The organism is Streptomyces sp. MUSC 14, assembly GCF_001866675.1.
GTDB lineage: Bacteria > Actinomycetota > Actinomycetes > Streptomycetales > Streptomycetaceae > Streptomyces.
The window spans coordinates 50,227-75,944 of the sequence record NZ_MLYN01000058.1 but is presented as its reverse complement, the minus strand read 5'-3'; the positions used below and the strand labels follow the sequence as shown (position 1 = coordinate 75,944).

Sequence of the window (25,718 nt, the reverse complement as noted above, 5' to 3'; positions counted from 1 at the left end):
ATCGGCCAGGATCTCCGCCACGACCGCGGCGACGTCCCCGGCGAGCAGGACGCCGTGTCGGTACCGTCCGAACGGCCCGGCTAGCTGCTCGCGCGGAAGATGGGCCAGCCGACCTCGGTGACCAACTCGTCCTCGCTGGTCACATCGAGGGGGCTGCGCAGATAGAACTCGCGCAGCGGGCCGTCAACACTGATCTCGTGGCGCGCGGCATGGGTGCCCAGGTCGCCGTAGGTGAGATCTATGGTCTGCAGAGTCCCGCGGTGAACCGCGACCGCGAGTTCCGCGCCGGGCACGACCACGGCGCCGATCCGGCCGACCGAGCGAACCTCACCGTCGAACGGGATGAACACCAGCGCCTCCCCGTGCTCGTCCTCAAGCAGCTCATTCGCGAAGAGACCGCCCATCGGGCCGGTGGTGCGCAGCCCGCGGGCGGTGGTGAAGCCGTGCAGCTCACCCAGCGCCCCCTGCCACCAGCCCGCGAGGTCCTGGCGGTCGACGACCTCGCGGATCCCGATGGCCGCCTGCTCACGGACCGTGCGGTACTCGATGGTCGACCCGTGCACGGGCCGCGCCAGTAGGTCGCGCAGCGACTCGACGGCGCTCTGCGCCTGCGCGAGCCGGTTCTCCAGGCGCGCGAGATGCGCGGCGATCAGCTGGTTACGGGTGCTCACGTCCTCGGCGGCCAGCACCGCCTTCACGTCCGCCACCGGCATGTCCAGGTTCCGCAGGCGCACGATCACCTGAGCGGTGGGCACCTGGTCCGGGGAGTAGTGCCGATAGCCGGTTACCGGGTCCACATCGGCCGGCGTGAGCAGCGCGACGTCGTGGTAGTGCCGCAGCGTCTTGACGCTCAGATGGGTCGCGCGGGAGAACTCGCCGACCGTCATGCCCGTGTGCATGGCACCAGTGTCAACCCTCCCCCAACTGGAGGGTCCAGCGGACGATCTCCGGTTGACCCTCCCGTGCAGGTAGGGCCCAGGGTCGGCGGTGGGCGCCGCACGGCGCCGAGGCCCTTATGAGGAGACTTCCCATGAACACCAATACCCAGGCCACAGCTCTGCCCGATGTTGTCGCCGCCTATATCGAGGCCCTCAACGCCTTCGACATGGACGCCGTCCTGGCGACCTTCGCCGACGACGCCGTGGTCAACGACGCGAGCCGCGAGTTCGCCGATCCCGCCTCGATCCGAGCCTGGCTGGACCGCGAGATCGTCGGTGACAAGGTCACGATGAAGGTCACGGAGTTCGCGCGTCACGGCAACCTGATGGTCGTGCGGGCGCGCTACGACGGCGAGTACGACAAGGCGAACCTGCCCGACGAACTGGTGCTCACCAACTACCTCACGGTCACCGACGGCAAGATCACCTCACTGGTCATCGTGCACAACCAGCCCTCTCCCTACTGAGGCCGGCTCCCCGGCGATGGCTGACCTGGCTGCCCCCGCTTGCGCGCGGTGCTCGGGCCGCGCGCTCGCCGGTACCGGGCCGAGTCCGTCGCCATTCGTGGAAGGAACATCCCATGAGCACACTGGTCACCGCCGAGCTGTTCGCCCAAACCGGCCGCGGCGACGACGTCGCGAAGCTGCTGTTGGACATCCTGGGCGAGAGCCTTGAACACAAGGGCTGCGAAGACATCCGCATCCTGCGCGACCAGAACGACCCCGACCACGTGACCGGCCTGACCCAATGGACCGAGGCACACAACTACACCGACTACCTCACCTGGCGCACGGAGCACGGCTTCACCGCTACCTTCGAGGCCATGCTCACCCGCCCGCTGGTGATCCACTACTACGACGAGATCTACCAAGGCCAGGGCATCGCAGCTCGCTGAGAGCCCCCACTCGGGATGAGACTTGCCCCCGCTGCGTTACGCCAGCACCGGGATCTCGACGCGAATGGACCCCCGACTACTCTGCGTAACCACAGCGACGGCCACTTGAATCGGGTCTCGTAAGATTTTCGTGACGAGGTGACAGATCGTCACGGCGGTGCCATCGTCCGCAGTGTGTGAGGAACGGAATGGTGTTTCCGCACCTGGAGAAGGTGCTGGTGGACCAACGTCTTCGGCCTGATCGCCCTGAACAAGACGGTCGTCCCGATCTTCCGCAAACAGCGCTCGGGCGTCATCGCCAACGTCAGCTCCATCAGCGCCGACGCCGGATTCCCGTACACCTCGGTCGACGAGGCGTCCAGGGCCGCCGTCGCCACCCTCACCGAGGGCCTGCACGCCGAACTCGCCGAATTCGGCATGCAGGTCAAGGCGCTGCACCCCGGCAGCCACGAGACCAAGATCTTCAGCAAGGTCGACCGCGCCGAGAACGTTCCCGAGGACTACACCGACTCCTGGAACCCCTTCGCCTCGCTCAACCTCGTCCGCTCGGACCCGGCCCTCACCGCCGAGGTGATGTTCCGGACAGTCACCGACGGCGACACCAAGAAGGTCCACTACTACAGCGGCCCCGACGGCGAGGCCATCCCGCGCATGATGCAACTCCTCGGCCAGAACTGGTACTTGGAAGAGCTCAGCGCCCGCAATCGCGGCCAGGCCACCGCGCTGTGGGACGCGCTGATGCCGACCCCCGTCAAGGCGGCCGAGTGACGTGGCCCGCACATCCACGGCGTACGCGTATGTCGCCTCGTACGCGAACAGTTCCGCCGAAGGCGTCCCGGACGGGATCGGTCTGTGTACCGGGTCGATGCGTCCACCGGCGCGCTGACACCGGTGCAGCAGGTCGCCGGCGCGAGCCCGGTCTGGATCGCGGTCGCCCCGTCCCGTCGCTTCCTGAATGCCGGTTACTCGCTGGAGGACGGCGAGACGGGACGCGTCGGCGCGGTGGACGCCTTCGCCATCGATCCGGGCACCGGCACCCTGGACTTCCTCAACCGGGTGTCGCTGCACGACAGCGGCTGCGCCCATCTCGCGGTCGCTCCGGACGGACGCCATGTGGTGGTGGCGAACTACTAAGGCGGCGCGTACCTCGTGCTCCCCGTCGGTGAGGACGGGCGGCTCGGTCCCGTGAGCGGCACGCTGCAGAACACCGGCAGGGGGCCGCACCCACGCCAGGACTCGGCGCATACGCACGCCGTCGTCTTCGACCCGGGCGGCCGGTTCCTCGCCACCGCCGATCTCGGCATCGACCAGGTACGGATCCTCCGGCTCACGGACGGCCGCCTCGCACCGGTCAGCCGGGCGCCCCTGCCGCCCGGGACCGGACCCCGCCACCTCGCCTTCACCGACGACGGCAGCACTCTGTACGTGATCGGCGAACTCGACGCGACCATCACGGTGTTCGCCGACGACGCCATGACGGGGACGGTCCAGGAGATCCTGCAGACCGTCGCGACCGCACCACCCGGCTACCCGGGCCCGCCCGGCGGCGCCGAGATCGCCGTCCACCCGTCGGGTGACTTCCTCTACGCCTCCAACCGCGGCTCACAGACCATCACCGGCTACCGGATCGACCGGCCCACCGGGACGCTCTCCGTCGTCGGTCACACCGGCCAGAGCGTGAGCGGCCCGACCAACTTCGTCATCGACCCCGGCGGACGATCGCTCTACGTCAACAACAGCACGGCCGACAACATCGCCCAGTTCGCCGTCGACCCCGGGACGGGCGAGCTGGAGCCCACCGGCCGGACGACTTCCGTGCCCGTCCCCCTGATGATGGCGCCGTGCTCCCAGGACTGACAGGCGCACTCAGGAGGGCTGAGGGGATCCGGTGACAAGGGTGTACAGCTCGATGATGACACCGTCCTTGCAGTGGGCGATGTCCATCCCGGTGACCACGGGCGGTTGGTCGGCCGGACCGTACCGGAAGCCCAGGTGGCCGAGGTCGTCGGTGACGGAGACGGGGCCATCGGTGCGGAAGGTCCAGTCCGGGGCCTGCGCACGCAGCTCCGTCGCACGCTCGGCGAGGGCCGCGCGGCCGTGGACGACACGGTCGGGTTCGTGCCACACGACGTCCTCGGCGTAGGTCTGGGCGATGGCCGCGCTGCGCCGCTCCGGATCCGGCTCGTTGAACACATCGAGGAGGTTGCGGCGCATCAGGTCGGCAACGCTGTGGGGCATGAACACTCCTTCTGATCACGTCTGCCGCAGGATCACGGGATTCCGGCGGGGAGCGTCTCTATGGTGACGTAGCTGCTGACGTTGGCCACGTTGGCGACATGCTGGGTGTGGGCGACCTCGGGAAGCCGGGTAACGGCGTCGCGGCCGTGTCACGCCAGCCGGACGCCCCGTCTCCACGTCTCCACCTGCGCTGGGAGCCATGGCCAGGCACGCAACTGTCCCACTTCATCGTCGACGTCGAACCCCGTCTGACTGGCATCCTCACCGCGCTGCTCACCGGGTACGACATCAGCGCCATGCAGCAGACGGGCAGCTGCGGACCCTCCGAAGCGGACGCCTCGGCGCCTGGCGCCCCGGCGAACAGGGAGGCTGGCCACCGGTGGCCAGCCGAGGCGGACATCGATGTCGATCCGGTGCATGGCGAGTGGAGTCGCTCCCCCTCGGTGGATGCCTACGAGAGCCGCCACGGAGCCCCGCCTGGTGCCCCTCCTCGGTCGTGCGGCTGGCAGGTGAACGACCTCCTGCCTTGTGGCAATCGAAGCAGCACATAAAACTACCCAAGTAACTTTGACAAGTTACTTGGGTAGTTTTACGGTGGAGGTATGAACAAGAACCCCGAGTCGCAGGAGTCGACCGCGACCGCACAGCGCCTGCACGACGCGATCAAGCGGCTTCGTGCGCGGATGCGTACGGAGTCGGGCCAGCATGCGACCGGGCTGAGCGCCACACAGCTCGGCGTGCTGGCGAGCGTGGTCCGCGAGGGCCCCGTCACCGCCGCCCGACTCTCGTCGATCGAACACGTCAGCGGGCAGGCCATCGCCCAAAGCCTCGCCGTACTGAAGGCCGCGGGCCTGGTGCATAGCGAGGCGGACCCGAAGGACGGCCGCAAAAGGCTGATGAGCGCCGACGACTCCGCGACGGAGCTGATCGACAAGCTGCTCACGGGGCGCGCCGCCTATCTGGCACGCGCCATCGACCAGGTCGTCGCTCCGCACGAACGCAAGGACATGGACAAGGCGATCGAGCTGCTCGAGCGGCTCGCCGACGCCGACTTGAACGAGGCCGCCATATGAGAACCGGCACTGCCGAGGTCGACTCGATATCGGCCGGTGCCATCCGCAATCCCTTCACCTGGACCTTCACCACGCCGCTGTACGTGGGTGCCAGTCTCAACCCGATCAACAGCTCCATCATCGCGACAGCGCTGGTCCCCATCGCGACCGAGCTGAACGTGGCGGTGGGCGCCACGGCCGTACTGGTCTCCTCCCTCTACCTCGCCAGCGCTGTTGCCCAACCGACAGCCGGCAAGCTCGCCGAGGTCCTCGGCGCCCGGCGTGTCTTCCTCGCCGGGATCGTGCTCGTGCTGCTCGGCGGTGTCATCGGCAGTCTGGGCCAGAATCTGGCGATGCTCACGGTCGCCCGCGTGCTGATCGGGCTGGGCACATCGGCCGCGTTTCCCTGCGCCATGGTCATGATCCGGCGCCGCGCCGAACAGGCCGGACTGGACCAGCCACCGGGCGGGGTGCTCGGCGGGCTCGCCATCGCCGGCATGGCCACCGCAGCGATCGGTCCGCCCATCGGCGGACTCCTCGTGGGAGCGGCCGGCTGGCGCTGGGCCTTCCTGATCAACATCCCGGTCACGCTGATCGCCTTGGTGATGGCACTGCGGCTGCCCAAGGACCCGCAGCGCGAGGCCGCGCAGAGGGGATTGCGTCAGATCGCCGCGCGAATCGACCTGTTCGGCATCATCGGCTTCGCCACCACGATGACTTCTCTGGTCGTCTTCCTGATGCCCCTGCCGCACGTGACGTGGGCTGCTCTGATTGTCTTCCTCGTGGCCGCGGCCTTCACCGCCTGGTGGGAGTTGCGCCGCTCTGCGCCCTTCTTTGACCTGCGGGGCCTGGCCTCCAACGGCGCCCTGGCCCGCACCTACCTGCGCCAGGCCCTCACTCTGCTCGGCGTCTACTCCATGATGTTCGGCCTGACCCAGTGGATGGAAGCCGCCTACGGTCTGTCCACCCTGGAGACGGGCCTGATGCTGCTGCCGATGGGAGCCGTTTCCGCCCTGCTCTCCCGGCCACTCGCCCGCCGCAACCTGGTCCGTGGACCGGTGATCGCCTCCGCACTGAGCATGCTGCTCGGATCGGCCGGCATCATGCTCCTCGACTCCGGCAGCCCGGTCATCGCGCTTGTGCTGGTCTCGCTCGTCTTCGGCGTCACCAGCGCGACCACGACCGTCGGCAACCAGACAGCGCTCTATCAAGCGGCGCCCGCCGACCAGATCGGCACCGCCTCCGGCCTGTTCCGCACCTTCGGCTACCTCGGCACCATCACGTCGTCCGTGATCGGCGGCATCGTCTTCCGCGACGGCGCAAGTGACCAGGGTCTGCATTCCCTCGGCCTCGTCCTGGTGGTGGCGGGTGTCGCCGTCCTCCTCCTGATCATGCTCGACCGCCGCCTCATGCGCCGCGTCACGACATCCTGACCGACACGCCCCTTCCCGAACCCCGGCTCAACATCCGCAAGGAGCAACGCACATGACCACCCCCATCCTCCCCGCCCCGGTAGCCAAGCGGACAGCCCTGCTGGCCATGGACTTTCAGAACGGCATCGTTCCTCTCGCTCCCGACGCTGACGCGCTCGTCGACCGGGTCGCAGATGCAATCGCCGACTTCCGCGCCGCGGGCGGCACCGTCGGTCACGTCCGCGTCGCCTTCACCGAGGAGGACTGGGCGGCGATTCCCGAAACTAACAAGTCGTTCAGCGCGGTAGCCGCGGCCCGCGGTATGCATCACGAGGACGACATCACCCGGATCCACGACCGCCTGACCCCCGAGGACGGCGACATCGTCGTCCGCAAGATCCGCTACGGGGCCGGCTCCACCACCGATCTCTATGAACAGCTCTCCTCCCGCGGCATCGACACGCTGATCCTGGCCGGCATCAGCACCAGCGGCGTCGTCCTGTCCACACTTATCGACGCCGCCGACCGCGACTACCGCGTGTACGTCCTGACCGACGGCGTCGCCGACCGCGACCAAGACGTCCACCGCATCCTGCTGGACAAGGTGTTCCCCGCCCGTGCCCACCTCGTCGACACCGGGGGACTGCGCGCGCTGATGAAGCGGGACTGACATCGAGCCACCGCCTTCGCCCTCGATGGCTTGTTCGTCGTCCGACCGCAGGACCGTCAGGTCGCGACGCATCCGGGCGTATGTCTGATCGGCGATGACGGTGGCGTCCTTGGCGTCGGTCTTGCCCATGCCCCGGTAGCCGGCCGAGGCCCGGTTGACGGCCAGGCCGGGCACGTAGACGAGGCGCTGGCCGTTGTTGAGCAGCACGCTGATCCACAAGGCGGCCATGCCATCGGCGACGTCGACCGCCAAGACCACATCCACATCGAGGGCAAGTACGTCGGCGAACAGGGCCATCGGCTCCGGCTCGTCGTTCAGGACACGCCGCAACAGCAGTCGTTCGCCCTCCGCGTTCCGAACCACGCAAGGGTGATGGGTCTTGCCGATGTCCGTACCCGCCCAGATCTGGACCACCAGTTCCTCCGGTCGCTCGATGCGCTGTTCTCCCGGACGACCTCGCCGGCGGGGTCCTACTCAGCGATCCACTCGAAGGCAGTCGCAGCTCCTGATTCTCTGGACCTTACGATGGCCCCTCCAACCCACGAACAAGGTAGGACCGCACAGCCTCGAAACGAGTTCACCGAGTGGCCGTCAACACACCACTCCAGCGGACGTGACCCGTCGTGGTGGTGGTTCAGTTGGGTGGTGTGCGGGTGATGGCTCGGTTCCGGATGGGTGTACTGACGGGCCGTCGGGCAGCGCGGCGTTGTCTGGTCGCGCTCACTTGCCAGACGGCGAGGAGCAGCAGCGTGCCGGTCTCGGCGAGGAGGCTGAGGACGGCTTGTGGTGCCGGTTGCAGACCGCGCTCGGTGAATCCGAACACGCCTACGGTGCGCGAAGCGGTGAAGCCGCCGAGGGCGCCGAGTGCGACGCCCGCCTCGGAGATCCTCAGCAGCAGGGGCGGTGTCCCGATCAGCAGCAGGGCGGCGAGGGCGAAGGACGCGCTGGCCTGGAGCAGGAACAGGGGGCCAATGATGTGGACGAAGCGGTACCCGTCGATGTAGAGCTGGGCGTGGATGTATCCGCCCGCGGCGAGCGTTGCGGCGGTCGCCGCCCGCAGGGTGGGAACGAGGAATCTTTGAGTGCTCATGCCAGCCTCTGGTCCTTGACGGCCAGTTCGCGGTCGCCTTGGCGGTAGCCGACGCTGCGGATGCCGAGTGCGTCCTTGAGCTGCCGGGCGGGGACGACCTGGGGCGTGGGGGCGGGGGCCCGGCCCGGCTTGGGCAGCGGGTAGGCGGTGGTGGTGGCGGAGTGGAAGGTGATGTTGCCCTCCGTCTTGGTGAACAGCTGGTGGACGTGCCCGTTGAGACAGGTGACGGAGGAGAAGCGGCGCAGGAGGGCGATGACCTTGAGGGCGTCGTCGGTGCTCCAGCCCCACTTCGGGTACATGGCGAACAGCGGGATGTGGCTGAAGACCACGACGGGGGTGTCCGGTGACAGTCCCGCCAGGTCCTTGCGTACGAAGTCGATCTGCGCGTTGCCGAGGTGCCCGAGTTTCTCCAGGCTCAGGGTGTTGACCAGGGCGATGAAGTGCACGCCGTGGGTGTCGAAGCTGTACCAGCCGTCGCCGAGCGTGCCCATGCCGAAGGTCCGCCGGTAGGCGCGGCCCGCATCGCCGATGGAGTCGTGCTCGCCCGGAACGGTGAAGACGCGGTCTGTCTTCATTCCGGTCATCATCTGCTTGACCTGGTCGAACTGCCCGGCCGTGGACAGATGGGTCAGGTCGCCGCTGTGCATGACGAAGTCCGGCCTGAATCCGAGTGAGTTGACCTGGTTGATCGCTTCGGTGAACGAGCCGGCCACGTCCATGTTCGCCGGGCCCTGGAACCCGATATGGCTGTCGGAGACCTGCACGAACCGCAGCGCGCCGGTTCCCGCTGCGACGGCCCCGGCGGCGGCCCCGGCGTTGGTGTCGCGGGCGTCCGCGATGTGGCTGATCACCTCTCCGCTGGCCACGGTCAGCACCACCGCGCCACCGAACCATCCGGCGTGCCTTATGAGTTGACGCCGAGTCATACCGTGTTCGGTTTCAGGCTGGCCGGCGTCGTCGGCCGGTGTTCCGTCGTGACGGTCGTCGTAGCCGGTCATCGGGTCACCTCCACGGTGGCGGTCATGAACGGATGGATGGTGCAGAGGTAGGCGTAGGTGCCGGGCTTGGTGAACGTGTAGCTGTAGGTGGCGTGGGTGGCCAGGGCGGCCGAGTGCAGGGGACCGCCCGATGCGGCGCTGGTGACGGTGTGGGCGTCGGTGTCCTGGTTCGTCCATGTCACCGTCGTGCCCGCTCTGACCTTCAGCGTGGTCGGGGAGAATGCGAAGTTCTTGATCGCGACGGCATTCCCGGTCACCGGCGCGGCCGCCGCGCCCGCGCTCGAGGTACTCATGGGCATGCTCATGCTGGGCATCGGGGAGGCGCCGGGAGCGGCGTTCGCCGTTTTCCCCGGCCCCGTGGCCCCGGGCATTCCGGCCGCCTGGTGCTGACCCGGACCGGGTGTGATGGCGACGGCCCCGGCGGACGAGGAATGCGACGACTGGCCGCATGAGCTGAGGAGCCCCAGTGCACCGGCAGTGGCGATGGTGGCGACGGCCAGCCCGGCCGCAGCACGGGATCGCCGAGTTGGTGGGCGACGGTTCACGTACATGGTGTCCGTTCCTCACTGATCAGGCGGAGACGGGAACTGCGCCGGCTCGGGCGCACGCAACCGCAGGGATGTGGTGGATGCCGCGTTCATGGGCACGCGCCCCTCATGAACTCAGCTGGCGAGCCTGGGTGCTGCCCCGTGCCGACTGCCCGCCCCGAGGCGCTCCGCGCTGCGCATCCGCCCTGGCACGCCACGAAGATGAAGGCGGCACGCGGCAGTTCCCCCGAGCAGGCAGCCGCGAGCGACTCGGGGCAGGTCGGCGTCGCCCATAAGGGTGAAGGGTGATGCGCACACTGGCCCTGATGGGGCTCTGCCCTGGTCGCCGCACAGCCGCCGATCACTGTGCGTAGCGCTATCGACGTGGTGTGTGCTGGACATCGGCCGGGGCTGCAGAGTGGCAGCGGCTCCGATGCACGAGGGCAGGGGAGCGGGGCCGGTGGCGATAGCGCGTGCGTCGCGTGGTGCATTTCGGTCACCCCTGTTCCATCCCTTGCCGTAGGGGAAGCGATGAGGAGTTGCGCGTAAGCCGGTTCTTGTCCGCCTCCACGGACGGCGTGGCTCCTGCGGTTCGATGGATACGCACCTTTTATGGGACTTCATGCGATCGCTGCAGTTCAGCCGGGCCCGGACCCGCGCATGCTTGATCATGGCGAGGTCATAACGCCGCGAGGGCGTACCACCTGCAGCACCCACAGCGCGTGACCGGCACGGAGCTGCTCGTACAGGACAAAGCAGCGCATATGCCTGATGATCGCCTTATGCCCTGGAGTTCCCGAAAGCGTGGTTCAAGGACCGATCCGGATCGCTCCGCGCACCGTGTCTCTGATAGAGGGACCCTCTCGACCGCAGATGAGGAACTGCTGCGCGCTCTGTACGCGGAGCACGCAGGAGCCCTGTTCCACTACGTGCTGCGACTGACCTCAGGAGACTGGCAATGGGCAGAGGACGTGGTACAGGAGACACTGCTGCGAGCGTGGCAGCATCCCGCCGCGTTCGACCCCGCACGCGGCCCGGCCCGGGCATGGCTGTGTACGGTCGCTCGACACCTGGTCATCGATGCCCACCGGGCCCGGCAGTCCAGGCCGGCCGAGGCCGGCGGCGATGTGCTGGAGCGAGTCGCCGAGCAGAAGCCGGGCAAGGACGAGATCGAGCAGGCTCTCCAGAGCTGGGCGGTTGCCGAAGCCGTCCGGTCACTGTCGCTGGACCACCGCGCCGTCCTGCTGGAGACCTACTACCGGGGCCGGACCATGGCGGAGGCCGCACAGGTGCTGGGCATCCCGCTGGGCACAGTGAAGTCGCGGACGTACTACGCCCTGCACGCCCTGCGGCTGGCGCTGCAGGAACGGGGGATCGAGCCATGACCGTGGCGGGCAGGAGGCGGCGACCATGAGTGCGGAGCACGACGCCCTCCGGCTGGCGCTGGGAGGATACGTCCTGGGCACGCTGCCCTCTGCGGAAATGGAACAGGTGCGCATCCACCTCGCGGCATGCACCGAATGCCGGGCCGAGCATGCCCAGCTGGCGGGATTGCCTGCGTTGCTGGCGACGGTGACCGAAGCCGAAGCCTCGGGCCAGACGGTGCCGGCGGCCGAAACGGACCTGACCGACCGGCTGATGGCACGGGCAGCGGAAAGTGCGCAGGCCCCGCTGCCCGAACGGCCCGCCGCGCCCGCGGTGTCGAAGACCCCAGAGGGGGGTGTGCTGGAGAGGCTGCTCCAGCAGGCTGCGGCCAGGCGCCGCAGGTCTTGGCGTCTGCAACTGGCCGGTGCTGCAGTCTCGCTGACGTTCATCGCGGCAGCGGCCGGTGGCACATGGCTGGCGGCCATCGGGTCCGTGGGCAGTCAGGCGAGGCCGCCCGGGCCGACCGCGCCGACTGTCTGGCGCACCTTCTCCGGGAGCGATCCCACCACCGGCGTCTCCGCCTCGGTGAAGGTCTCGCCCTCTGCCTGGGGCAGTGTCCTGCAGATCTCCGCAGGAGGGGCACCCGCCGGAATCACCTGTCGGCTGCAGGCGGTCGGGCCCGGCGGGGCCAGGACGGACGGCGCTACCTGGCGGGCAGGCGAGTACCCTCCCGGCACCACGATCCCAGGAGCGGTCGCCATGGCTCCGGGAGCCATCGAGCACTTCGAGATCCTCGCAGGCAACGGTCAGAAGCTGGTCACCATACGAGCGTGAGGCCAGACCATGGCGGTCATGTCACTGGGCGGCCTGTCGCCCAGTGGCATGACGGCAGCAGCAGGGCGTGAGGATTGGTGGCACAAGAGGCCGAGACGACGTCGCCTTCGAAAGGCCGGGCGCTCCGCGGCGAGGGACCCCGATCATTCGACAAGCACCGGGCCGCCTCAAGACCGGTGGACCGAGCTAAAGGGGCGCGCACAGGACGTCCAGCTGATGGTCATGGAAGAGGTGTCGTGGGGCTCTGGCCTGCTTCCGTCACGCGACCTCCGCAGGGGCAGGACGGCCATCCCGCGCCGGGCCCCTTGGGTGCCGGCCGCGCACACGGTCGGGCACGGCCGTGCGAAAGGGAGGCGGCGGCATACATCTTCGCTTCCGCCGGAGGAGGCGAAAACCGACACCCTGGCCCCTCTCGCGACGCGCCGACGGTTTCCGGGCCCTGGTCACTCTCGCCCCCGCTCCGTCGAACCGGCCCAGTCCGCAGCTGACTTCATGCATGAGCGGGCCGACGGGACGCGCACGACTCTTCTTGTGCCGAAGTCCGTACAACCCGGAGAAGAGGATCCGTCACGCCTGCACGCGGAGGACCGCGATCCAGCCGAAACGCAGGCACGGACGTCCGTCCCGGTCTACGGCGTGACGCTTCCACGGGGTCGTCCGGAAGACAACGGGCGAGGGGGCCGAGCTGCCGGTGCCCAGTCCGGCCGCGCGACAGCGTGCTCTGGACAGAGGCAGCTGAGCCCGGAGAGGCGCCGACATTGACATGACTGGCAAGAATCAGAACGAAAGAGGCAAATAGCTCGAACCGTCCGACATATGTCGTCCGTGGAACTGATTGAGCGCGCCCACGCAGGATCAGGATCCGGCCTAACGACCACCCCCGATTTGTTTGCGGCCACCCGTTCCGGTCTCCGCACATCGACAGAAGAGTCAGAAGACCATGTTCGTGACCGATTCCCCCAGCCCGACTTCACCGCTCGGCCGGCCCTGCCGCCGCCAGGCACTGCTCACCCTGCCCGCGCAGGAGGCGCACGTCTCCGCCGCTCGTCACTTCGCAGCCGATTTGCTGGAGACCTGGAGTGTTCCCGTGGGTGAGCGGGACTCCGCCATTCTCATCGTCGACGAACTCGCTGCCAACGCTGCCCAGTACGGCCATGAGCGCATGACCCTGCTGCTCGCCCTCGACCACGAAACTCTGCACATCGTGGTCACCGACTCCGGCGCGGCCGTGGAGCGTCATCGCGCCGGCATCGCCTCCGACGAACACGGCCGTGGCACCGGCATCGTCCAGTCCCTTGCCCAGTCGACCGAGATTCGCCAGACACGCAGCGGCCGCGAAGTCCGCGCCTGCCTGAGGTGCTCGCCATGACCGGGCCGGACGCTCCGCACGAGCTGCGACCCCCTGCCGGGGCCGGCACTGCAGCACAGCGACGGGCCCCCGGGGGCGACCGCGGCGAAGGGCCACCCGACACCCCCGCCGAGTGGTCCTTCGCGACCCACAAGCCGTGTCCCATCGACGGCTGCCCGGGCCCGGCCCAGGTGCCCCTGCGGTCCGCGGCCCACCCATCGGCACTCGATCGCTGCGGCCCCCACCACGACACGGTGCTGTGTCAACGCTGCGGCGCCGGCCCCTGCGTACCGGCGGAGGTGTGAGCGTGGACGTCACCCCGAACAGCGGCAAGGGCATCGACGCCCCGCCCCCGCACGAGGCATATACGCATGCGCCAGATCTGCGCCGCGAGATGCACCAAGTGCTGGCCCCCGGAGCCGAACGCGCCTGGCTGCTACGCCGGAAGGCCCTCATGGGCCGGAGGGCCCTGGACGACCCCGGCCCCGTCGCAGCTGCCGCGGAACCCGCCGAGCAACTCGTCCTCCACGACCGCCGCCATCTCGACCTGGCCGCCGGCCCGCACCACCCCGACACCATCACGCTCGCGTGGCCGACACAGATGAGCCACGCGCATGACCGCCAGTTGTCACAGCCCGCCACCAGCGACAAGGAGTCAAAGAACATGGGTGGAAAGCAGAAGACACTCGCCATACTCGCCGGAGCCGCGCTGGCAGCCGGATTCGCCGGCCCGGCCTTCGGGTCCACCACCGCTCACTCGCCGGCCCTGCGCACGGCCGCGACGGGGTCGGGGATGTCGGTCGTGGAGTGGAACCGTGAGCTCATCACCATCCTGAGCGATCCGAAGGCGCAGCCGTCCACCGTCCAGCCCACGCGCAGCTTCGCGCTCCTCCAGGCCGCCGAGTACGACGCCGTGGTATCGATCACGCGGGCCGGGCCCGCCTACGTGTTCTCGGTGACGGCGCCAGGAGGCGCTCGTGCGGATGCCGCAGCGGACCAGGCAGCCCATGATGTGCTGGTCGCTTTGTACCCGGCCAAGCGCGCAGGCGTGGACCAGCGGCTGAGCAGCCAGCTGTCCGCGATTCCGAGCGGCCCGGGCAAACGGGCGGGCATTGGTGTGGGAGCCGAGGTCGCCCGCCGACTGATCAGCCTGCGGTCCGACGACGGGTCCTCAGCCAGGCCACCGCGGTTCCGCCCCGGCGACAAGGCCGGTGACTACCGGCCCACCCCGCCCAACTTCCCGACACCGGTGTTCACCGACTGGGGCTCGCTCAAGCCGTTCGTGCTGACGAGCGGACGCCAGTTCCGCCCGGCACCGCCGCCCGCTGTGAGCGGCGCCGCGTACGCCACCGCCTTGAACGAGGTAAAGAGCCTGGGAAGCAAGACCAGCACCACCCGCACCCCCGATCAGACGGCAGCGGCGAAGTTCTGGGCGGCGGCACCCGTCTGGAACGTCTGGAACCAGATCGCGCAGAACCTTGTCACCTCCCAGAACGCGAGCCTGGAGAAGGCGGTGAAGGTCTTCGCCCGGCTCGACCTGTCCCTCGCCGACACCGCGATCGCGATGTACGACGCCAAGTATGTCTACCACCTCTGGCGGCCCGTGACCGCCATCCGGCTCGGCGGTACGCACTACAACCCGAGCATCGTCGGCGATCCCAGCTGGACCCCTCTGCTGCCGACCGCACCGGATCCGTCCTATCCCGGCGCTCACGGCGCTCTCAGCCAGGCTGCGGCAACGACGCTCGCCGGACTCTACGGGGCGCGGCATCATCTCGCGGTGACCTCGAAGGGCGTCACTCGAACCTTCACCGGCTTCCAGGACGCCGCCACCGAAGCGTGGCTCAGCCGGATCTGGTCCGGCCAGCACACCTCCCTCGACAACCGCGCGGGCCAGCAACTCGGCACCCAGGTGGCCGACTTCGTGGCAGGTCGGCTCTGACCGCACCGCCACGCTACAACCATGGACATGGTAGGGCCGAGAAGCCAGTGGTCCCGGTACATCGGGTACCACTGGCTCGGGCCACGCTCAGAGGGCGGCCGTCCTCCGCGCCGAGGGCCCGCAGCTGCTGGCCGGCAGGCCGGACGTCTGCCCGCAGGAAGTCCTGGCTTCCAGTCACCGCGACGCACTGACTGAATGACTGTCGCGGTCGGACCCACCCGGTCGCCCCAGGGCGCTGAGCGCGGGCCCGCCCATGTCACATGATCGTCGTCTCGATCGACTACCGGCTCCGAGCTTCGGCTGTCTGCGCTCCCCGGGGATCCCCGAAGCCAACCTCGGCGTCTCCGACCAGCTGGCGGCGCTGCGGTGGGTGCGGGACGGCACCGCCTCGTTCGGCGGGGCACACCGGCCATGTCACCCTGGTCGGCCGGCCCGCGAGCGCCCACAGCGTGTGGTGCCTGCTGGGCATCCCAGAGGCCGAGGGCCCGTTCCACGGTGCCATCGTGAACAGCACCCCGGCAGGGCTGAGCCTCGGCGAGGCCGACCACGCCAAGCGCGCCGCCGAGCGTTTCCTCTCCCGGCTCGGCACGAATCCGCGCGACGCCCCGGTGTCGGACATCCTGGGCGCCCAGAGCGCCGTCGCCCGGGAGGCCGCCGGCAGGCTCGGGCTCAACTCCGTCCACCGTTCGTGCCGGTCGCGGGCGTAGGCCCGCTCCCGGACCGCGCAGCCTGGACCGACGTCGTCACCCGCCGGGCACCCGGCCCGGACGTCACCATCGGCATCACCGAACGGGAGACGGTCGCCTTCCACGCCATGAACCCGGTGCCGCGCCGGGTGCGCGAGGTCCCCGTCCCGGGCTCCGCGCTCGCTGCTGACGGCGTGGAACTCGCCGCAAGGGAGTTCGCCCGTCCCTCCCGTAAGCCGGCCGTCCAGCTCAGTGAGGGCGGCCGCGTATGGGCCTCCCGGTTCGACGCCGCCCCCGACTCCGTCTTCGGCGCCGCCCACTGCATCGAACTGCGCTTCCTCTTCGGCACCGACGTCGACTGGGCCGACGCCCCCATGCTCGCCGGCGCCCGCCCGTCGGACATCGAGTCCCTCGGCCGCCGTGTGTGCACCGCCTGGCTCGGCTTCATCCGGACCGGCACCCCCACCACCGACACCCCCTGGCCGCTGCACACAGCGCACTCCTCCTCCACTTACCACTGGCTAGCTGAAGCCCCACGGTCACGGGACACGTGCCCGATGCACCGCCGACGTCTGCCGGACGTGAAGCGAGGCTCGCAGCCGCGCCGAGTGCCTGGTGCGCACACACGCCGCCCGGCCCCATGGCCGTCGCGCGACAGCCGTATGCCGGTACTGCTATGGGCGAGTTCCGGCGGGATGTCGAGCAGCCGCGCCAGGCGCCCGAGCGGGGCCGTCACGCTCGCCGGCCGGGGGTACCCGGAACTCTGCGCCACCGTCAGGGCCGGGGCATTGGCACGCCGGACAGCGGGGGTGGCGCCTTTCCCCCCGGCAGCAGTACGGCGCGTTCCAGTCGCCCGCGGACGTGATCAGCGAAGGCGAGCTCGCCGGCCTCCCAAGACCGCGTGGGCCACGGCCCCGGGCCGGACCATGATCAACGATCGGTCCGGCGTGGGTCCGTCGTCGCCATGGCATGAACCATCAGGATCATCAGTTACACGAGGAACAACCGACAGCATGTCGTTCCTCCCGGCTTGGAGGAGCTTTTCATGGCTGCAGAACTGGACGGATCCACCGCTCTTGTCACCGGCGCTACCGCCGGCATCGGCCGGGCCGTGGCCCTGCGCCTGGCAGCGTCGGGGGCCTCGGTCATCGTCCACGGGCGGGACGAGCAGCGGGGTGCTGAGACCGTCAAAGAGATCGCTGCCGCAGGCGGGAAGGCTCGGTTCGTTGCTGCGGATCTGAGTAGCGCTGAAGATGTCCTGCGTCTTGCCACTGAAGCAGGCGAGGTGGACGTTCTGATCAACAACGCCGGTATCTACCGGTTCGCCAGTACGCCGGACACCACCGCCGAGATGTTCGACACTCAGATGGCCGTCAACTCACGCGCGCCGATGCTCCTGGTCGGTGCCCTCGCCCCGGGAATGGCTGCGCGGGGGCGTGGCGTCATCGTGAATGTGAGTACAGCGGCGGCTACCACGCCGGTGCGGGAATCGGGTGCTTACGGGGCCTCCAAAGCTGCACTCGAACTTCTCACACGAGTATGGGCTGACGAGTTCGGCGCCCAGGGCGTCCGCGTGAACGCCGTGGCTCCGGGCCCTGTCCATACCCGCGGGACGGAGGAGATGGGAGGTGAAACCCTCCAGGCGATCGGGCGAACCACCGTACTGGGGCGGGTCGCCGACCCTGAAGAAATCGCGGAAGCGGTTCTGTTCCTTGTTTCGTCCCGCGCCAGCTACATCACCGGCGCGGTTCTCGAGGCACGCGGCGGACAGCTCGCGATCGGATGACTTTGGGCTGGGCCGCGACGGATATGCCAAACCCGACGCCCATGCCCACGATGTCTGCCTCGACCCGCAAAGAAGTTGTTTCTGATCCTGGCGTGCGCAGTTGACGCGGTGTAGTTACGGCAGCAGCAGGCGAGACGATGACCGCAGCCCCATTCCGGCCCACCTGCGCGTTCTCGAACACCCTTGCCCGCTGGATCTGGCCCCGACGGAGTAGCCGGGCGAGCACCTGGCGCGTTCCGGAGCCTAAAAAGAGACAGAGGGCTCGAGGCGACGGAGGGAGAGGCTTGGGATGCGGACCGTCGTGGACCTCACCCGCTGCCAGGCGTATGCGCAGTGTGTGTTTCTCGCACCGGAGATGTTCGAGCTGCATGGCGAGGAAGCGCTGCTGTACCGCCAGGAAGTCCCGGACGAGCAGCTGGAGCGTGTGCGCCAGGCCGCTGCAGCGTGCCCGGTCCAGGCGATCCTCGTGGGTGAGGCGGTGACCGTCGGTGCCCGGGCCCGGTGACCTTCGGGAGGGCCCCATCGTCATCGTCGGCGCGTCGCTGGCCGGGTTGCGGGCCGCTGAGGCACTGCGCGAGAGGGGCTTCACCGGCTCGCTGACCGTGGTCGGGGACGAGCCCCACCCGCCCTACGACAGACCGCCGCTGTCCAAGCAGGTTTTGCTCGGCATGTCGGCGGCGGACACTACCGGGCTGCCGATGCGCCGCGACCCGGACGCCGACTGGCGCCTCGGAGTGCGTGCCACGGGGCTCGACCCGGTCGGCCGTCAGGTCCTGCTGGCCGGCGGTGAGCCCCTGCCCTACGACCGGCTGCTGATCGCCACCGGAACCCGGGCGCGCCCCTGGCCCCAACCGGAGCAGGCCGCCCTGGACGGAGTCTTCACCCTGCGCACGCGTGACGACGCCGGGTGCCTGGCCGAGCGGCTGACCGCCGGGCCGCGCCGCGTGCTGGTCGTCGGCGCAGGCTTCACCGGCTCGGAGATCGCCTCAGCCTGCCGGGAGCGGGGCATCGAGGTCACAGTCACAGAACGCGGCACCGCACCGCTGGTGGGCGCCCTCGGCGGCACACTGGCGAAGCTCGCAGCCGGCCTGCAGCGGGCCCACGGCGTGGACCTGCGCTGCGGAGTGACGGTCACCGCGCTGTGCGGGAACGCCAGCGGGCGGTTCACCGGAGCTGACCTCTCCGACGGCAGCCACATCGACGCGGACGTGTGCGTCATCGCCATGGGTGCGGTCCGCAACGTCGAGTGGCTGGCGGATTCCGGGCTGGCGGCGGGCCCGCACGGGGTCGCCTGTGACGCGGGGTGCCGCGCTTTCGACATGTACGGAATCGTCACCGACGATATTTTTGTGGCCGGCGACGTCTCCCGCTTCCCCCACCCGCTCTTCGATTACCAGATGCTCTCCTTGGAGCACTGGGGCAATGCGGTCGCACAGGCCGAGGTGGCGGCCCACAACATGATCAGTCCCGGGCCGCCGCGGCGCCCCCACCTCGCGGTTCCGGTCTTCTGGTCGAGTCAGTTCGGGGTCAACATCAAGTCCGTGGGCGTCCCGACCTGTTCCGACCAGGTGGTCATCGCCCAGGGCTCACTCAGTGAACGCCGTCTGGTGGCGGTCTACGGCTACCGGGGCCGCATCACTGCCGCCGTCACCGTCAACATGGCCAAGTGGCTGGAGTACTACCAGGGCCTGATCGAGATCGCCGCCCCGTTCCCGCCCGCGCCCGGCGCTGCCGACGGCCACCCGCTGGTGACCGAATTCGCGCTCCCCTCCGACGTGCCGGATCCGAAGGGACTGTCCCACGGCCCCACCGTCGCGCTCACCGGTCACCTGCCGGACCGCCGACTGACCGTGGTCCGGCCCGCTGGCTGACCCTTCCGTCCTTCCCTGTCACGAGGAGCCCGTCGATGGCTGTCGACACCCTGCTGGAACGGATCACCGCCTACGCCAACCGCCCCGACCCCTACCCGCTGTACGCCGAACTCCGCGAGGCGGGCGTGGCGCGGCAGACGGATGGCAGCTACCTGGTAGGCGGGTACTACGACATCGTCGCCCTGTTCCACAACCCACGGCTCAGCTCCGACCGCCGCAACCGCACCGGCACCTACAGCGGCCTGCCGGCGGAAGAGGAAGAGCCCCACCCTTTCATCCGGCTCGACGACCCCGAACACCACAGGCTGCGCAGCGTGGCCACACGGCCGTTCGGTCCCCCGCACAGTCCGGGCCGGATCGACGCCATGCGAGACGAAATCACCCGGATCACCGACGAACTGATCGAGTCGCTCCGGGGACGTACGCAAGTCGACATCGTCGACGACTTCGCCTACCCCCTGCCTGTCACCGTCATCTGCCGACTTCTCGGTGTACCGCGCGAAGACGAGCCGACCTTTCGGCAGTGGTCCAACGCCATCACCGACTCCGGCGACATCCGGCCCGGCGAAGACCTCACCATGAGCCAACAGGCCGGCAACCAGGCCAGAGCGCAGATGGGCCGCTACCTGGTAGACCTCGCCGAACAGCGCCGCGGCCATCCGGGGGACGACATGCTGTCCGCGTTCGTCAACGACCCCGACCCGGCCGGAGCGCTCACCCGCGAGGAACTGGCGGCCACCGCCGTGCTGCTGCTCGTCGCCGGACACGAGACCACGGTCAATCTGATCACCAACGGCGTACTCACTCTGCTGCGCCAGCCCGACCAGTTGGAGCGCCTGCGCCGTGAACCCGACCTGCTTCCCGGCACAGTGGAAGAACTGCTGCGCTACGAGCCCCCGGTCCATCTGCTGGACCGCACGCCCCTCACCCACGTCGACGTCGCGGGCACGACCATCCCCAAGGGCGTACCCGTGGTGCTCGCGCTGGCCTCGGCCAACCGTGACCCCAAGCGGTTCCGCGACCCCGACCGGTTCGACCCCGCCCGCCGGGACAACCAGCACCTCGGATTCGGCAGTGGCGTCCACATCTGCTACGGCGCGCCCCTCGCCCGGGTCGAAGCCCAGACCGCCCTGGGAGCACTCCTTCCCCATCTCACCACCGCAACCCTGGTCGAAGACCCTCCCCCCTACCGGCACAGCGCCGTGCTGCGCGGCCCTCGGCACCTTCCCATCGAGCTGGCCCCGTCGCCGTAGACGCAATGAACCGCCTCGCCCCAGGACGCGAAGGAGAGCCGCGCCGGTCGTTCGTTCGGTTGTTCCTCGGCCGGTTCGGAGGCGCCGACGCGCCACAGGGGCAGGGCGCGGCGGAGCGGGCTCGCCGAGTGAGGTTCCGCCGTAACGAACGGCAAGCGGATCGATGTGTAGCTGACCGTGTTGCTCAGACCGTGTCCTCCATGGCTATGGGCCGCTTTGAGATGAGAGAGCAGATGACCTCGAACGCCGGAGCGCACATGACGTCCGCTTCCCCTCATCGGGAGCCGATCCGCGTCGGTGTCGTGGGGCTGAGCGCGAGCGGCGGGTGGGCGGCCGCTGCCCATGTGCCGGCACTGGCCGGGCTCGACGGATACGAGTTGCGGGCGCTGAGCGCCAGCAGCGCCGAATCCGCGCGTGCGGCCGGCGAGAAGTACGCGGTGCCGCTGACCTACGGCAGCGCGGAGGAGCTGGCCCGCAGTGAGGAAGTCGATCTCGTGGTGGTGACGGTGAAGGTTCCGCATCACCTGGAGCTCATCCGACCCGCGCTGGAAGCGGGGAAGATGGTGTTCAGCGAGTGGCCGCTCGGTGCCGACCTCGCGCAGGCCGAGGAGCTGGCCGGCCTCGCGCATCGCAGGGGTGTGCTCACGGCCGTCGGTCTGCAGGCCCGGTCGGCTCCGCCGCTTCGGTATCTGCGGGACCTGGTCGCCGATGGCTACGTGGGGCGGGTGCTGTCGACCAGCATGCTCGGGTCGGGCTGGATCGGCGGCGCCACCTACGACGACAACTATGCGTACGTGCTGGACGTCACCAGCGGCGCCACGCTGCTGTCGATCCCCTTCGGGCACTCGGTCGACGCGCTGACCATGGTGCTCGGGGAGTTCCGTGAGGTGTCGGCTGTCATCGAAGACCTGCGCCCGGAGGTCACCCACGTCACGAGCGGGGTGGTTGCGGCCAAGACCGCAGAGGACCAGATCGCCGTCACCGGGGTGCTGGAGTCGGGGGCCGTAGCCGCAATGCACATCCGCGGTGGGACCTCACGCGCCACCGCGTTTCACTGGGAGATCAACGGCACGGACGGTGATCTCGTCGTCAAGGCCGACCAGGCCCAGTGGTGGTATGGGGGACTGCGACTCAACGGAGCCCGAGGAGAGGACGGCACGTTGACCGAGCTACCGGTTCCCGCCCGCTATCAGCGGTCGCTGACGCAATGGACCGGGCGATCCACCGAGCCCGCCTGCAACGTCGCCCACGAGTACGCGCTTCTGCGCGACCAGATCACCGGGAACCTTGCGCCGGATGAGGACGGCGTTCCCGACTTCCGGCACGCCGTCCGGCGACACCGCATGCTGGAGCGGATCCGAGAGGCGGCGCGCGCGGGCCGGAAGGTCACACTCGCGGAGCAAGGCTCGTAGGCCCCGAAGTGGGTCGGGTCGGGAGCTCGACCGTTTTACCCTCTGCGAGAATGCCGCGGCTCCGGTGTTCCCCGCGGCTACCAGACGTACCACGGCCCCGTCGAGAGCAGGCCCTACCAGGGCAGGGTCCAGGTCAGCACGTTCACCGGCTCAGAGGAATCCGACCTTCTCCACGCCGCCGGTTCGTGGATGGCCGACCATCTCGACGCCTTGCTCATCAGCATCAACTGGGTCGGTGACTTCCTCTCCCCACACGGCATCGACTCCCACGCCAGTGCTGGAGATGACTCCGGGCGCGCAGGGCTTCAAGATCACCCCGCCGCCCCTCATGGACCTATCTCGGCGATCCCCTTACGGTGCTCACCTTTCACTTCCGTTGCTCTGTATCATTTCTACCCGGAAGCCTCCATCTGAGCCATCATGAGCATTTCTGAACGCGAATGAAGGACATGGAATCTCCCAGCATGGAGAGAGTGCGCCAGGAGGCACGCGGAGCGGCCAGCATCGCGGCGGCGATCCGACTGTCCGTTTCATTCAACAGGTGGCGCACTCTCTCCATGATTCAAGATCTTATGTCCTTTTTCCTCGACTCAGATTGTCATTTCTGGCTCAGATTCTCGCCTCGGCTTAGAAACGTCTCAGAGAAACCGAGACGAGAGAGCTGGTGAGCACGATGACCGGTATCGAGCACAGGGTGGTGGACACCGGCTGGGGCAAGGTCAGGGGAGTTGCGGAGGGCGAGGCGGTCTCCTTCCGGGGAATCCCGTACGCCGCGTCGCCGGTCGGCGAGCTGCGGTTCGCGCCGCCGCAGCCGCACCCGGGCTGGATGGACGTGCGGGACGCGGCCAAGGCCGGCCCCTCCGTTCCGCAGGCGGCCTCCCGGCTGGAGAAGGTGCAGGGGCAGCGCGTGCCGGACTGGAACGAGGACGGAAGCCTGACCCTCAACGTGTTCACTCCGCGCCGGGCGCTGGCGGACGGTGCGGCCCGCCCGGTCCTGCTCTGGTGGCACGGCGGCGGCTTCACCAGCGGCTCCGGCGGCTGGGACTGGTACGACGGCGGCCGCCTCGCCGCGCTGGGCGACATCGTGGTCGTCACCGCCAACTACCGGGTGGGACCGCTGGGTTACCTGTACCTGCCAGAGATCGGCGCGGCCAACCTCGGCCCCCAGGACCAGGCCGCCGTGCTGCGCTGGGTGCAGAACAACATCGCTTCCTTCGGCGGCGACCCGCGCACGGTCACCGTCGGCGGGCAGTCCGCCGGAGCGTACTCGGCCCTGTCGCTTGCGCTCGACCCCGAGACGAGCGGGTCCATCACCCGGGTGCTGCTGCAGAGCGGCCCCTTCGGCCTGAACCCACAGGATCCGCACCAGGCCGCCGAGAACGCCGACGCCTACCTGCGCCTGCTGGACATCCCAGTCGGCACTGATGTCGCGAAGGCCCTGCGTGCCCTGACGGTCGAGCAGCTGCTGGACGCCTACGGCCGCCTCTCCGTCCAGCTCGCGGCTCCGGGTAACGCGGCTCCGCCGATGTACCCGGTCCTCGGTGCCCCCGGCATGCCCCGCACCCGGCAACAGGCGCTCACTGACGGCGCTTTGGAGGGCAAGACCCTGCTGATCGGCACCACCCGCGACGAAGCGACGGCCTTCTTCGCCTTCGACCCCCGCATCCAGAACCTCACCACCGAAACCGCCCTGGACGTCCTCACCGTCCAGGTCGGCCGACAGGCCGCCCTGGACGTCTACCAGCAGCACGCCGCCCGCCTCCCGCACGCGACACCGGCGCAGATCTTCACCTCGGTGCAGACCGACGGCCTCTTCCGCGACGGCTCGCTGGAGATCGCCGACCATCACGCGGCCGGCGGCAACACCACCTACGTCTACCAGTTCGACTACGCCCCCGCCGAGGACCCGTAGGCCCTGGGCGCCACCCACTGCGCCGAACTGCCCTTCCTCTTCAACACCTTCGACGCCTACCCCGGCAGCCCCGTGCTCACCGGCGCCGGCGACGCCCAGCGCACCCTGAGCCTCGAATTCGCAACCGCCGTCGCCGAATTCGTCACCACTGGAACGACCGGCAACTGGCTGCCCTACGCGCCCGCGACCGCAGCCCGCATCCGCCACTTCGGCTGAGAGAGGAGACCGTCATGAAGCACATCTTCTGCACGCCGACCATGCCTCACTGGGCCGAGTTCCTCACCTTGCTGGTCACCGTCTACTCCTCGGACCGGCTGTACTCCCTGACCATCGCCGACCGTTTTCGCGAACTCACCCGATCGTGCACCAGACCCTACGTCCCGACCGGCAGGGCGCTTCGACCAACCACCCACCGATCGGGACGACCTCTTATCCACCACGAGATCGACCACCTCGACGGCCCCCTGCCAGAGGGCAGCCCGGGACAAGCGGCCACACACTGGCTCCAGCAGCAATCCGCGGCCGCCACGCCCTCGGGATCGATGCCCTCACGCCGGTCCGCTCCAGGAACACGCCCACCACCGGACGGATGCCGGCCCTTGATCTTCTTCCGCCCTGGTGCCTGCCTCGTCGCCGCACTCCTCGACGCGCCCGGCGCGTATCCCCAACGGGGGCAGCTGATCAGTACGTCCGGTGCCCAGATCGGATGGCGCCCGGCTGGCGGGCTTCGGTCAGCATGCGGGAGTGTGGAAGAGACACCCGCATCAACGGCGGGGGGCGCGTGTCGAGACCAAGCGAGGGCCGGATCAGACCGCGAGTTCTTCCGCGCGGAATCCGCGTGCTGCCCCTGCTCCTGGTCGTCGTCGGCGTCATCATGGCTCTGGTCACGCCTCGTGATGGCAGCGCCGCGGCGTTCTTCTCGGCGGCTCCGGTAGTCGCCGCGCCGCTGCTGTCGCTGCACGGGACCGTACTGGTCGGGGTGGCTGCGTGCGCGGCCGGTCTGGCCGTGCCCGCGCACTTCGGCCAGCTGAAGGATTGGGGCGCCTACAGCGACTGAGGCGCCGCAAGTGCCGCTGGATGGCATCCTCGACCGCGCTTTCGCGGCGCGAACCGCGCAGCGCCGCGTCAACGCGCCTGCGAACGGCTGCGAGCGGTTGGCGAAACTTCTCCTCACCGCCCAACGGGCCGTTGATCAGCCCGCGTTCCCGTTGCAGCTGGTGCACCAGAGCCTGGATGTGCAGGCTGAGGCCGGCCTCGGCACGGGTCGTACAGGCGCCTCCAGATGCGCTCGGGCTCCCGCCTCCGTACGCGCACCCCGCGCTCCGTCCACGCAGCGCGGACAGGTCTCCACCTGATGAAGGGGTTCCCAGGCCGTGTCGGCCGGGACCGCCGCGGCTCGTGACACATGGCCTCCGCTTCCCGTGAGCGCCCCCGGTCCCCGCACGCCCCCCAAGTACGTCGCCCGCCCCACAAGCGCCGCTTTTCCCCT

Annotated in this window: 24 protein-coding genes and 4 pseudogenes; 20 read left to right on the top strand and 8 right to left on the bottom strand. The window is 69.1% G+C overall.

Annotated features, from left to right (window positions below; translation table 11 throughout):
- Positions 1 to 80 precede the first annotated feature (80 nt).
- Complete coding sequence (locus BIV25_RS33955; protein ID WP_071376336.1) at positions 81 to 899, bottom strand: MerR family transcriptional regulator; 819 nt, start codon at positions 897 to 899, stop codon at positions 81 to 83.
- 131 nt (positions 900 to 1,030) lie between these two features.
- On the opposite strand from BIV25_RS33955, the gene BIV25_RS33950 reads away from it, so the two are divergent.
- From BIV25_RS33950 to BIV25_RS33925, 4 genes and pseudogenes are all read left to right on the top strand, one after another.
- The gene (locus BIV25_RS33950; RefSeq protein ID WP_071376335.1) at positions 1,031 to 1,405 is read left to right on the top strand and encodes a nuclear transport factor 2 family protein; all 375 of its coding nucleotides are present in this window, start codon (positions 1,031 to 1,033) and stop codon (positions 1,403 to 1,405) included.
- A gap of 113 nt (positions 1,406 to 1,518) precedes the next feature.
- The gene (locus tag BIV25_RS33945; RefSeq protein WP_071376334.1) at positions 1,519 to 1,833 is read left to right on the top strand and encodes a putative quinol monooxygenase; all 315 of its coding nucleotides are present in this window, start codon (positions 1,519 to 1,521) and stop codon (positions 1,831 to 1,833) included.
- A gap of 207 nt (positions 1,834 to 2,040) precedes the next feature.
- Positions 2,041 to 2,601, top strand: a pseudogene (locus tag BIV25_RS33935) (SDR family NAD(P)-dependent oxidoreductase); the annotation flags it as partial.
- 84 nt (positions 2,602 to 2,685) lie between these two features.
- Positions 2,686 to 3,690: pseudogene (locus tag BIV25_RS33925) on the top strand (lactonase family protein).
- Positions 3,691 to 3,699: 9 nt separating this feature from the next.
- On the opposite strand, the gene BIV25_RS33920 reads toward BIV25_RS33925, so the two are convergent.
- On the bottom strand, positions 3,700 to 4,071 hold the full coding sequence (locus tag BIV25_RS33920) for a nuclear transport factor 2 family protein (RefSeq protein WP_071376329.1): 372 nt from the start codon (positions 4,069 to 4,071) through the stop codon (positions 3,700 to 3,702).
- Positions 4,072 to 4,673: 602 nt separating this feature from the next.
- On the opposite strand from BIV25_RS33920, the gene BIV25_RS33915 reads away from it, so the two are divergent.
- Genes BIV25_RS33915 through BIV25_RS33905 form a run of 3 tightly spaced genes read left to right on the top strand, consistent with a single transcriptional unit; the run spans position 4,674 to position 7,205 of the window.
- On the top strand, positions 4,674 to 5,144 hold the full coding sequence (locus BIV25_RS33915) for a MarR family winged helix-turn-helix transcriptional regulator (protein WP_071376328.1): 471 nt from the start codon (positions 4,674 to 4,676) through the stop codon (positions 5,142 to 5,144).
- Positions 5,141 to 6,556, top strand: coding sequence for an MFS transporter (locus BIV25_RS33910; RefSeq protein WP_071376327.1), 1,416 nt, complete (start codon positions 5,141 to 5,143; stop codon positions 6,554 to 6,556). The genes BIV25_RS33915 and BIV25_RS33910 overlap by 4 nt, the downstream gene beginning before the upstream one ends.
- 52 nt (positions 6,557 to 6,608) lie before the next feature.
- Complete coding sequence (locus BIV25_RS33905) at positions 6,609 to 7,205, top strand: cysteine hydrolase family protein (protein WP_071376326.1); 597 nt, start codon at positions 6,609 to 6,611, stop codon at positions 7,203 to 7,205.
- Between the two features lie 84 nt (positions 7,206 to 7,289).
- Here BIV25_RS33905 and BIV25_RS48050 read toward each other — a convergent pair.
- From BIV25_RS48050 to BIV25_RS33890, 4 genes and pseudogenes are all read right to left on the bottom strand, one after another.
- A pseudogene (locus BIV25_RS48050) lies at positions 7,290 to 7,568 on the bottom strand (transposase); the annotation flags it as partial.
- 271 nt (positions 7,569 to 7,839) lie between these two features.
- Positions 7,840 to 8,295: a hypothetical protein gene (locus BIV25_RS33900; RefSeq protein WP_071376325.1), complete on the bottom strand. Its 456-nt coding sequence runs from the start codon at positions 8,293 to 8,295 to the stop codon at positions 7,840 to 7,842.
- Positions 8,292 to 9,293 (bottom strand): metallophosphoesterase, encoded by a 1,002-nt coding sequence (locus tag BIV25_RS33895; protein ID WP_071376324.1) that lies wholly within the window; start codon positions 9,291 to 9,293, stop codon positions 8,292 to 8,294. Before BIV25_RS33895 ends, BIV25_RS33900 begins: the two co-directional genes overlap by 4 nt.
- Positions 9,290 to 9,586, bottom strand: a complete 297-nt coding sequence (locus tag BIV25_RS33890) for a plastocyanin/azurin family copper-binding protein (protein ID WP_071376323.1) — start codon at positions 9,584 to 9,586, stop codon at positions 9,290 to 9,292. The genes BIV25_RS33895 and BIV25_RS33890 overlap by 4 nt, the downstream gene beginning before the upstream one ends.
- Positions 9,587 to 10,602: 1,016 nt before the next feature.
- Between BIV25_RS33890 and BIV25_RS33885 the strand changes: the two genes are divergently transcribed.
- From BIV25_RS33885 to BIV25_RS33840, 10 genes are all read left to right on the top strand, one after another.
- Positions 10,603 to 11,205 (top strand): sigma-70 family RNA polymerase sigma factor, encoded by a 603-nt coding sequence (locus BIV25_RS33885; protein ID WP_079177049.1) that lies wholly within the window; start codon positions 10,603 to 10,605, stop codon positions 11,203 to 11,205.
- A 25-nt stretch (positions 11,206 to 11,230) separates the two neighbouring features.
- Entirely contained in the window at positions 11,231 to 12,019 is a 789-nt protein-coding gene (locus tag BIV25_RS33880; RefSeq protein WP_071376322.1) for an anti-sigma factor, read from the top strand.
- A 946-nt stretch (positions 12,020 to 12,965) separates the two neighbouring features.
- Complete coding sequence (locus BIV25_RS33875) at positions 12,966 to 13,388, top strand: ATP-binding protein (RefSeq protein ID WP_256256555.1); 423 nt, start codon at positions 12,966 to 12,968, stop codon at positions 13,386 to 13,388.
- A 286-nt stretch (positions 13,389 to 13,674) separates the two neighbouring features.
- Positions 13,675 to 15,309 carry a vanadium-dependent haloperoxidase gene (locus BIV25_RS33870; RefSeq protein ID WP_256256554.1) on the top strand — a complete coding sequence of 545 codons (1,635 nt, stop codon included), beginning with the start codon at positions 13,675 to 13,677 and terminating at the stop codon, positions 15,307 to 15,309.
- Between the two features lie 503 nt (positions 15,310 to 15,812).
- The gene (locus tag BIV25_RS51530) at positions 15,813 to 16,016 is read left to right on the top strand and encodes a hypothetical protein (RefSeq protein WP_177235508.1); all 204 of its coding nucleotides are present in this window, start codon (positions 15,813 to 15,815) and stop codon (positions 16,014 to 16,016) included.
- Positions 16,017 to 17,040: 1,024 nt separating this feature from the next.
- On the top strand, positions 17,041 to 17,781 hold the full coding sequence (locus tag BIV25_RS33860) for an SDR family NAD(P)-dependent oxidoreductase (protein WP_071376375.1): 741 nt from the start codon (positions 17,041 to 17,043) through the stop codon (positions 17,779 to 17,781).
- A 289-nt stretch (positions 17,782 to 18,070) separates the two neighbouring features.
- A complete protein-coding gene (locus BIV25_RS33855; RefSeq protein ID WP_071376320.1) occupies positions 18,071 to 18,286 on the top strand; it encodes a ferredoxin in 216 nt (71 codons plus the stop codon).
- Positions 18,270 to 19,652 carry an NAD(P)/FAD-dependent oxidoreductase gene (locus tag BIV25_RS33850; protein ID WP_071376319.1) on the top strand — a complete coding sequence of 461 codons (1,383 nt, stop codon included), beginning with the start codon at positions 18,270 to 18,272 and terminating at the stop codon, positions 19,650 to 19,652. Before BIV25_RS33855 ends, BIV25_RS33850 begins: the two co-directional genes overlap by 17 nt.
- Positions 19,653 to 19,687: 35 nt before the next feature.
- Positions 19,688 to 20,905: a cytochrome P450 gene (locus BIV25_RS33845; protein WP_071376318.1), complete on the top strand. Its 1,218-nt coding sequence runs from the start codon at positions 19,688 to 19,690 to the stop codon at positions 20,903 to 20,905.
- A 200-nt stretch (positions 20,906 to 21,105) separates the two neighbouring features.
- Complete coding sequence (locus BIV25_RS33840) at positions 21,106 to 22,317, top strand: Gfo/Idh/MocA family oxidoreductase (protein ID WP_371273096.1); 1,212 nt, start codon at positions 21,106 to 21,108, stop codon at positions 22,315 to 22,317.
- A 150-nt stretch (positions 22,318 to 22,467) separates the two neighbouring features.
- On the opposite strand, the gene BIV25_RS51520 is transcribed toward BIV25_RS33840, so the two are convergent.
- Positions 22,468 to 22,632 (bottom strand): hypothetical protein, encoded by a 165-nt coding sequence (locus tag BIV25_RS51520; RefSeq protein WP_177235507.1) that lies wholly within the window; start codon positions 22,630 to 22,632, stop codon positions 22,468 to 22,470.
- 358 nt (positions 22,633 to 22,990) lie between these two features.
- On the opposite strand from BIV25_RS51520, the gene BIV25_RS33835 reads away from it, so the two are divergent.
- The 3 genes from BIV25_RS33835 (at position 22,991) to BIV25_RS53455 (ending at position 25,286) form a co-directional block, all read left to right on the top strand.
- The gene (locus tag BIV25_RS33835) at positions 22,991 to 24,229 is read left to right on the top strand and encodes a carboxylesterase family protein (RefSeq protein WP_256256588.1); all 1,239 of its coding nucleotides are present in this window, start codon (positions 22,991 to 22,993) and stop codon (positions 24,227 to 24,229) included.
- A gap of 72 nt (positions 24,230 to 24,301) precedes the next feature.
- A complete protein-coding gene (locus BIV25_RS53460) occupies positions 24,302 to 24,445 on the top strand; it encodes a hypothetical protein (RefSeq protein ID WP_256256552.1) in 144 nt (47 codons plus the stop codon).
- A 622-nt stretch (positions 24,446 to 25,067) separates the two neighbouring features.
- On the top strand, positions 25,068 to 25,286 hold the full coding sequence (locus tag BIV25_RS53455) for a hypothetical protein (protein WP_071376317.1): 219 nt from the start codon (positions 25,068 to 25,070) through the stop codon (positions 25,284 to 25,286).
- A 46-nt stretch (positions 25,287 to 25,332) separates the two neighbouring features.
- Here the strand turns inward: BIV25_RS53455 and BIV25_RS53450 are convergent.
- A pseudogene (locus BIV25_RS53450) lies at positions 25,333 to 25,452 on the bottom strand (nitrate- and nitrite sensing domain-containing protein); the annotation flags it as partial.
- Positions 25,453 to 25,718 lie beyond the last annotated feature (266 nt).

Excerpts from the sequence above, each read along its gene's own strand:
- BIV25_RS33955 (WP_071376336.1), bottom strand. The coding sequence starts at position 899 with ATGCACACGGGCATGACGGTCGGCGAGTTCTCCCGCGCGACCCATCTG.
- BIV25_RS33950 (WP_071376335.1), top strand. The coding sequence starts at position 1,031 with ATGAACACCAATACCCAGGCCACAGCTCTGCCCGATGTTGTCGCCGCC.
- BIV25_RS33945 (WP_071376334.1), top strand. The coding sequence starts at position 1,519 with ATGAGCACACTGGTCACCGCCGAGCTGTTCGCCCAAACCGGCCGCGGC.
- BIV25_RS33920 (WP_071376329.1), bottom strand. The coding sequence starts at position 4,071 with ATGCCCCACAGCGTTGCCGACCTGATGCGCCGCAACCTCCTCGATGTG.
- BIV25_RS33915 (WP_071376328.1), top strand. The coding sequence starts at position 4,674 with ATGAACAAGAACCCCGAGTCGCAGGAGTCGACCGCGACCGCACAGCGC.
- BIV25_RS33910 (WP_071376327.1), top strand. The coding sequence starts at position 5,141 with ATGAGAACCGGCACTGCCGAGGTCGACTCGATATCGGCCGGTGCCATC.
- BIV25_RS33905 (WP_071376326.1), top strand. The coding sequence starts at position 6,609 with ATGACCACCCCCATCCTCCCCGCCCCGGTAGCCAAGCGGACAGCCCTG.
- BIV25_RS33900 (WP_071376325.1), bottom strand. The coding sequence starts at position 8,295 with ATGAGCACTCAAAGATTCCTCGTTCCCACCCTGCGGGCGGCGACCGCC.
- BIV25_RS33895 (WP_071376324.1), bottom strand. The coding sequence starts at position 9,293 with ATGACCGGCTACGACGACCGTCACGACGGAACACCGGCCGACGACGCC.
- BIV25_RS33890 (WP_071376323.1), bottom strand. The coding sequence starts at position 9,586 with ATGAGTACCTCGAGCGCGGGCGCGGCGGCCGCGCCGGTGACCGGGAAT.
- BIV25_RS33885 (WP_079177049.1), top strand. The coding sequence starts at position 10,603 with ATGCCCTGGAGTTCCCGAAAGCGTGGTTCAAGGACCGATCCGGATCGC.
- BIV25_RS33880 (WP_071376322.1), top strand. The coding sequence starts at position 11,231 with ATGAGTGCGGAGCACGACGCCCTCCGGCTGGCGCTGGGAGGATACGTC.
- BIV25_RS33860 (WP_071376375.1), top strand. The coding sequence starts at position 17,041 with ATGGCTGCAGAACTGGACGGATCCACCGCTCTTGTCACCGGCGCTACC.
- BIV25_RS33855 (WP_071376320.1), top strand. The coding sequence starts at position 18,071 with ATGCGGACCGTCGTGGACCTCACCCGCTGCCAGGCGTATGCGCAGTGT.
- BIV25_RS33845 (WP_071376318.1), top strand. The coding sequence starts at position 19,688 with ATGGCTGTCGACACCCTGCTGGAACGGATCACCGCCTACGCCAACCGC.
- BIV25_RS33840 (WP_371273096.1), top strand. The coding sequence starts at position 21,106 with ATGGCTATGGGCCGCTTTGAGATGAGAGAGCAGATGACCTCGAACGCC.
- BIV25_RS33835 (WP_256256588.1), top strand. The coding sequence starts at position 22,991 with ATGACCGGTATCGAGCACAGGGTGGTGGACACCGGCTGGGGCAAGGTC.